Genomic DNA, 6,702 nt, shown 5'->3' on the forward strand with positions numbered 1-6,702 from the left:
AGGAAAAGACGTCTCCCATAATTGTCTAATGCGGCACTCTATTTTGTCATTGGTGGCACTGAAATTTGGCATTAGTGGCACTTTCTAATGGCAATACACAGATGTGGTGGTTAGATTCAAGGGGCATGGGTGTGGGTGTCGGGTGGTTGGGTAGTGTGAGAATGAATAAATAAAAATCCGCCTGGCAATGTGTCTTGGCGGATTTTTTGTGATCGGGAAGGGACACAGGGACAGGTACCTTGTCCCACCATTTTTTACAACTGGTATGGTGTGGTGGTTACATACAAGGGGCGTGGAGGCATGGGGTGTGTATCCCAAACAATCTGATGCCTTTCGTGACAAAGGTAGCAAAAGGGCAGTTAGAAAATTAAGTGTATTTGGAAATGACTATGATACAATAGACGGGGCAGGCGTCCGTGACTACATCCATGTGTTCGATCTTGCAAAAGGCCATGTGAAGGCTATAGAAAGAAAACTTAGAAAAAGGTGTTAACATCTATAACCTGGGAACCGGTAGAGGTACTTCAGCCTTCCGATGGATAAACTCTGACAACTCGATGTCATATACTATAATTTCATTGGATGCTATTTTACGGAAATCTAAGTCTACTTTAAATGTGCAGCGTTTTGTAAAAGATACCATGGAGATAAATAAGTCATGGTACTTTTTATCAATAAATGATGTTAATGCTTTTATATGCCCGTAGTTTTGTACAAAAGGGTTCATCATTTTAAACTTTCCGTTAACCAACCATGTTTTCCGATCTTTCCCGCCATAGATGGTCCCTTGATAGTTTTTAGTTTCAATGGCAAAGATACCGTATGGAGTTAAAACCACATGGTCAATTTGTGAATATCCTGACTTTGCTTTCGAGTTTTTTACGAGGAGATCACTTAAGTAGCGACATCCCTTTGGTAGCTGGTCAAGTTGAATATCAATTTTGTATTCTCCTATTTCACCTTTTCTAGTTGCAACATGTTCATTCTTATTATTTGTTTTTGATGATGTTGCCTTCTCTTGTTTAGGTTTGGCCTTTTCCTTTTTCTTCTTTAAAAAGTTAAGAAATAATAACATGATCTTCTCCTTGCTAGTTTGATATATCACTATTGTAACTTTTTGTGGAAAAATTAACCACACCCCGCTGTCGATGTTATAGAATAGTAGAGAATAGGATAATGGAGAAGTAGGTGAGCTGAATGACAAAAAAAGATAGAAGAACTATCTCAAATGGGATTGCGGTAGTCTTCCTTTTAATAGGATTATACTTTTACTGGATAGTATTTAAGAGTAATAGTATTTATTGGCTTTTTGGTATAGTGTTTTCTACGGTTTTAATAGAAGAAGTGATATATTCGATTCTTCCAGATATAAAAGCAAAAAAGAAAACCACAAGGAAAAAGCAACTCAAGAAAAAGGAAACAACTCATATATCGCCTAATCGGCTACGGTCAGATCAAGATATAATACTAAGTAGGTTAGAAGATTTATCTTGGCGTGAGTTTGAGAGGTTATGTTTTCTTTACTATAAAGCTAGGGGATATAAACCGAGGGAAACAGGTGAAGGTGCTGACGGTGGTGTAGATTTGATCATTTATAATCGACATCATAAAGCCGACGAAGCAATTCAGATTAAACATTATATGAACTCAGGTAATCAAATAACAGTTACACAAATAAGGGAATTTAATTCGGCTAAGCGCAATCATAAATGTGTGCTTTCAAGATTTATTACAACTTCAGGTTATACAAAGGATGCTCTGAGAGAGGCAGATAACTATAAAATGGAATGCCATGATATAAATTGGGTAAAGAGTAAAATTGAAAAATGGCAGGAACTAGAACAGAAAAAGGTTGTATGAAAGAATTAGCGGTTTTTATAGCGATTCCTTACCTTTAAAATAACTCATCAGCTGGTGGAGGTGGTTTTTTGTTAGATTTCAAAGAACTTTCAATGGATGGTACTGATTTAGAACGATTAGTTCGTGAAATATTTGTTCGAGAAGGATACGAGACCCATTGGACTGGGAAAGGTCCTGATGGTGGTCGGGATCTATTGGTTATCGAAAAAGTACAAGGTCCTTTGAGTAATTTTGAGAGGACTTGGTTAGTTCAGTGTAAACATAAAGCTTATTCGGGAAAAAGTGTTGGCAGGGAGGAGTCCCAATCTTTAGTAACAGATTGTAAAAGTGCTAAAGCGGATGGATATTTATTAGTTTGCACCACCCCTCTTACTACTGGATTGTTAACGACTTACAAAGAATTACAGTCAAATTGGAATATTGTGATTGACTATTGGGATGATGTTAAATTAGAGGATAGATTACTAAAACCGTGTAATTTTTCTTTAATAAATCAGTTTTTTCCTCAAAGTTCTAATAATGTTGGATGGAAAATCTATAATACACATTTCCCATCTTTTTGGACTGCCCATTATAAAAGGGGATTTCTCTACTTGTCCTCTAGGTTAAGTATGCATTTTAAAACTGTGACTTATATTAGTGAAATTTATGATTATCTACAAGAGGTATATCAAGAATTAGATTTAGAGGTAAACAAAATAGATTTACAGTTAAGAGCTATTTATTATGATGATAAATATACAAATTATTTAGCATTTGTAGACTTTTTAGGAGATATAAAAGATGCACCAGAAAATCCTTTTGAATTAAAGGAACTAAAGGATGAAATAGAGACTGCTTTTAGAGATGATTTGCTGCCATATATGGTTGAAGTAGATGGAGGAGGTGCCTCATTAACATGGGATGTAAAGGCATACTTTGTTCAAGGCTATGGTAATGATGGATATGATCCTCATGGAAAGGAATATTATACTCCATATATAAATAATTTTAGACATGGATATAGCAGAGGATAATTAATTTATTATCGCTAATGAAATGATTATAGGAATAGGGATGATTAAGCAACCCACTGAGTTGAAGTATAGGTTTTTATACAGCTACTTGGTGGGTTGTTTTAAAAAGAGTATAGCTTAGGTAAGTTAGTCATCTTGATTTTTAGAAAATGATAGTTGGTACTCTTGTTCTTCTTTCATCCGTTTTATAGATTTAATTTTGTCAGCAAATACAGCGTGGAAGTTTGCTCTAAAATTATCTATGTCTTTTGATAGTTTCATAACTGGTATTAAGGCTTGTAAATGCTCTCTTAAAAAGCGAAGACCTTTATCTTCAGTTAAGTATTGATGAATACGATACTTACGATAATAACGGCTTGTTCCATCAATTCTTATGACCGGGTTCATTTCGTCAAGTTTTTCCCAAACAGTTGGTGGCAATAATTCATAAACGTATTTAATATTAAATTGTGCAAAATACCTAGGTCTTCTGTTTGTTGTCGGATCATAGGGTAAACCATATAGTCTAAATAATTGCTCGAAATATTCATGCGGGAATTCAGCAGAGTATGGGCGTAATTCGTTAGATATGAATTTTTCTAGTAAAAATTGTAGTTCATCTTTTCCACGTACTTCTTGGTAATTAGTTGCCTCATCAATAAGTGCAGTTATTCCGACTTTTGCCAAAGACCTTAGCAAGATTTTTGCTTTTTTAAGCACATGCTCTTGGCTAGGAGTAATCAGGTTCTCTTTTTCTGCTTCCATGTATAGGTCACAAATAATTGGGAGGACGTTTGCGTCATACCACTTTCCTGTTTTCCCGTTAAATTGTGCAACGTCAAATGGACTAATAATATTGACCTGGTTTGGGTATTGTTTGTTAAATAATTTGGCTAAAGCCTTTGAACCTATTATTGCAGGGAAACCATCAATTCTTTTTTCTCCTTTTCTGCTACGGTCTAGTGCTGGAAAGAGACTCGTATCTTTAATAACCCTTCTCCCATCATTTAAAACACTACATACCAACTTTGTCTCACCAATCCAGAATTCTGAATCATTAACAACCGCTCTAGGCATTTCAATAAAACTATCCTTATCTATCGCTGTAATATACTTTTCAACGAGTTCCTTTTGCTGTGTATCAAAATAAACTTTTTCGTTCTCACCTAATGCACAGTATATGACTTCCTTATTGATTTTGAAGTAACCTACCATTTTTGCATGTGGCATTTTTAAGCATCGATTGACTAAGTTGTAGTTCTGCACATCCATTTTGAAATGGCCCCCTTTTTGTGGTCCGACTTTTTATTATTAAGTTGAAAAAGCTGGACCCTGACTGTATTTCCATCTTATGGGGTGAAGCTGAACAATATAACTAAATATTGGAGAAATTGAAGGTGAAGGGGAAGATCGTAAAAGAAAGCGAATAAATACAATGAAGTCGACCGATTTTATTCTTTAGACGAATACCGATTTGTCAAACAACATAAGTAATTATGAAGGAGGGAGATATATGGTTTTTAAAGATATTGAAAGGTTCCATAAGAATAAAAGAAGAGAGGAGGAAATAAAAAGGGAACACTTGAAAAACCAGTTCATTGAATGTTTCTTTAAAATTAATCCACCTGAAACGATTAAAAGAAAAGTTAAAGCATCATTAAATGAAAGTTACTTACCATCTTTTAGATGTAACTACAAATTACGCTCTTCCTTAGAAGAAGTAGACCATGAAAAATATATCGAAGTAATTAACGACAAAGAAGAAAACTATCTGCTTGTTGATTTTGATTTTCATAATATAAAAAGGGAACTCAATGATACTAGTTTCTTGGAGACTTCTCGTCTTTACAAAAAGTTTAAAAAAGAACTAGGTTCGGATTTCCAATTTGAAGTAGAGGGAAGAACTGAAGATGGTACAATCAGTATCCAATTTTGCAAAGTTTATAAACCATTACTGTCTAGGTTTTTTAACTAACCGTAGGGTAGTTTCATAATTCATAAGCTACTGGATACGGTAATGACCATAAGCGGGGTATCAATGTTTCTATTTTATATAGAAGAAACTTGTCTTTATTAAGCTCATCACCATTTCGGAGGTGGGCTTTTTTTGCTAAATTAATAAATTATTTTTTTATCTATTCGTCTCCACGGCGGCCCTTTATTATGTGAGGATGTTGAAGTCGCTGAATCCACCAGTCTACGTACACTTTGAACGCGAGAATATTCATACAGCCGATAAAGATAGCGATTTAATGTTAACGGTTCTTAGCAGTATGGCTCAAGAAGAAGCATTAAATGTGGGAATCAGTAGCCAATGGGGGAAGCAAAAGTTAGCGGAAATAGGGGTCGTAAGGCCAAGCCGATTCCCGTATGGATATACTGCTGATGAACATAAAAATTGGTGTATTGAGCCAAAACAAGCGGCTGTGGTAAAACGAATGTATGATTCCTATGCAGCAGGGAAAAGTATCGTACAGATTGCACGCGAGTTAAGTGAGGATGATATTGAAACTGCCAATGGAAATAAATATTGGCACCCAAACACGGTAGGGAAAATGTTAGCATCACCCGTTTACAAAGGCTGCGTACTGTATCAGCAAACGTATGTGAAGGATCCATTTACGAGAAAACAAGTGGTTAACAAAGGGGAACTGCCCCAATATTATATTGAGGATAACCATCCAGCGATTATTACACCGGAAGATTGGGATAAGGTCCAAACCATCCGAAAGTTGAACCCACCTAAAGCAACTCGTCCCTCAGTCAACGCTCCACAGCCATTTCGCCAGACTTTTCGGTGCGGTGAGTGTGGAGGGATTATCAGTCAGTACGAAAATTACGATAGACAAAAGGATGCAAACAAGAAGAAAGCCCGACGTTATTGGAGATGTAGGGTCGCCAATGGTAAGAACTTTTCCGGTACATGCACTTCCCCGAGTTTTCGTGAAGAATATGTGGAGCATAACTTTATGAGTGCTTTGCTAGAAATGAAATCAAATGATCTCCCTCAACTTGAAGCAGAAGCTGTATCGGAAAGAACAGACCTAACTAATAAAGAACATAGCGAGATCGAAGAAATAGAAATAATGATGGAGTAACTCAACCAGGAATTATACGAAGCGGTAGATGAAGAGCTGAATCAAGCTGGACAAGATACAAAGCAGGTTGAAGCCTTAACGAATGAAATCGTGCAGTTGAAACATCAACTTGATGCTTTTGAGGAACGACAAGAACAAGCGGCAAAGTACCGAACTGAATTAGAGTGGCTTATGAATGAGCTAGAGGACATACCAGAGTTTGATCCACTGAAGCACCGCATTGCTTTCAGAGCGGATATCTTTGAACGGCTTGTAGAAAGTGGGACCATTCATCCCGATGGTCGGATTGTCTATAAACTCTCCACAGGAATTGAGTGGGAGTGTTATCTTGAAAATAAACTAGCTTATAAATTAAAGGTGAAACGACCGAGAAGAAAGAGAAGCAAAGCAAAGTAAAGTAATAAAAAAGTCAGGTTTTCGTATAATTGAAAGCCTGACTTAAATAAAGGGATATTGTTCATAAACTTGTTTTTTCAGTTTTTCAGAAAGCCTACATGTGCATTCATTGAAAAGTTTGATGATAAGCTTCCTAAACTCACTTTCTGAAAGAATACCATGTTCGAAACAACAAGAAAGAGGAGGGACACAGGGACAGGTACCTTGTCCCACCATTTTTTTACAACTAGTATGGTTGGGTGGTTACATACAAGGTGGATGGGGTGTGGGTGTCGAGTCGCTTGGGTTGTGTGAGAATGAATAAACAAAAATCCGCCTGGGCTATGTGTCTTGGCGGATTTTTTGTGATCGGG

At 36.5% G+C, this 6,702-nt stretch carries 7 protein-coding genes and 1 pseudogene; 6 read left to right on the plus strand and 2 right to left on the minus strand.

Annotation, left to right across the window (positions count from 1 at the left end):
- Positions 1 to 311: 311 nt before the first annotated feature.
- A pseudogene (locus tag UB32_RS19175) lies at positions 312 to 563 on the plus strand (NAD-dependent epimerase/dehydratase family protein); the annotation flags it as partial.
- Here the strand turns inward: UB32_RS19175 and UB32_RS00805 are convergent.
- Positions 497 to 1,075, minus strand: coding sequence for an NERD domain-containing protein (locus UB32_RS00805; protein ID WP_052806899.1), 579 nt, complete (start codon positions 1,073 to 1,075; stop codon positions 497 to 499). The pseudogene UB32_RS19175 and the gene UB32_RS00805 overlap by 67 nt on opposite strands.
- 122 nt (positions 1,076 to 1,197) lie before the next feature.
- On the opposite strand from UB32_RS00805, the gene UB32_RS00810 reads away from it, so the two are divergent.
- Both UB32_RS00810 and UB32_RS00815 read left to right on the plus strand, forming a co-directional pair.
- Positions 1,198 to 1,860: a restriction endonuclease gene (locus UB32_RS00810; RefSeq protein ID WP_044390420.1), complete on the plus strand. Its 663-nt coding sequence runs from the start codon at positions 1,198 to 1,200 to the stop codon at positions 1,858 to 1,860.
- 68 nt (positions 1,861 to 1,928) lie between these two features.
- The gene (locus tag UB32_RS00815; RefSeq protein WP_044390422.1) at positions 1,929 to 2,876 is read left to right on the plus strand and encodes a restriction endonuclease; all 948 of its coding nucleotides are present in this window, start codon (positions 1,929 to 1,931) and stop codon (positions 2,874 to 2,876) included.
- Positions 2,877 to 3,002: 126 nt separating this feature from the next.
- Here UB32_RS00815 and UB32_RS00820 read toward each other — a convergent pair whose 3' ends face one another.
- On the minus strand, positions 3,003 to 4,127 hold the full coding sequence (locus UB32_RS00820) for a P63C domain-containing protein (protein WP_052806900.1): 1,125 nt from the start codon (positions 4,125 to 4,127) through the stop codon (positions 3,003 to 3,005).
- A 241-nt stretch (positions 4,128 to 4,368) separates the two neighbouring features.
- On the opposite strand from UB32_RS00820, the gene UB32_RS00825 reads away from it, so the two are divergent.
- From UB32_RS00825 to UB32_RS00835, 3 genes are all read left to right on the plus strand, one after another.
- Positions 4,369 to 4,830: a hypothetical protein gene (locus UB32_RS00825; RefSeq protein WP_044390423.1), complete on the plus strand. Its 462-nt coding sequence runs from the start codon at positions 4,369 to 4,371 to the stop codon at positions 4,828 to 4,830.
- Between the two features lie 196 nt (positions 4,831 to 5,026).
- Positions 5,027 to 5,953, plus strand: coding sequence for a recombinase family protein (locus tag UB32_RS00830; RefSeq protein ID WP_128721459.1), 927 nt, complete (start codon positions 5,027 to 5,029; stop codon positions 5,951 to 5,953).
- A gap of 96 nt (positions 5,954 to 6,049) precedes the next feature.
- Positions 6,050 to 6,349: a hypothetical protein gene (locus UB32_RS00835; protein ID WP_128721460.1), complete on the plus strand. Its 300-nt coding sequence runs from the start codon at positions 6,050 to 6,052 to the stop codon at positions 6,347 to 6,349.
- The last annotated feature ends 353 nt before the right edge of the window (positions 6,350 to 6,702 follow it).

The organism is Mesobacillus subterraneus, assembly GCF_000934845.1.
Classification (GTDB): domain Bacteria; phylum Bacillota; class Bacilli; order Bacillales; family Cytobacillaceae; genus Mesobacillus; species Mesobacillus stamsii.

Coding starts and splice junctions, on each gene's coding strand:
- UB32_RS00810 (WP_044390420.1), top strand. CDS start 1,198: ATGACAAAAAAAGATAGAAGAACTATCTCAAATGGGATTGCGGTAGTC.
- UB32_RS00820 (WP_052806900.1), bottom strand. CDS start 4,127: ATGGATGTGCAGAACTACAACTTAGTCAATCGATGCTTAAAAATGCCA.
- UB32_RS00825 (WP_044390423.1), top strand. CDS start 4,369: ATGGTTTTTAAAGATATTGAAAGGTTCCATAAGAATAAAAGAAGAGAG.
- UB32_RS00805 (WP_052806899.1), bottom strand. CDS start 1,075: ATGTTATTATTTCTTAACTTTTTAAAGAAGAAAAAGGAAAAGGCCAAA.
- UB32_RS00830 (WP_128721459.1), top strand. CDS start 5,027: ATGTTGAAGTCGCTGAATCCACCAGTCTACGTACACTTTGAACGCGAG.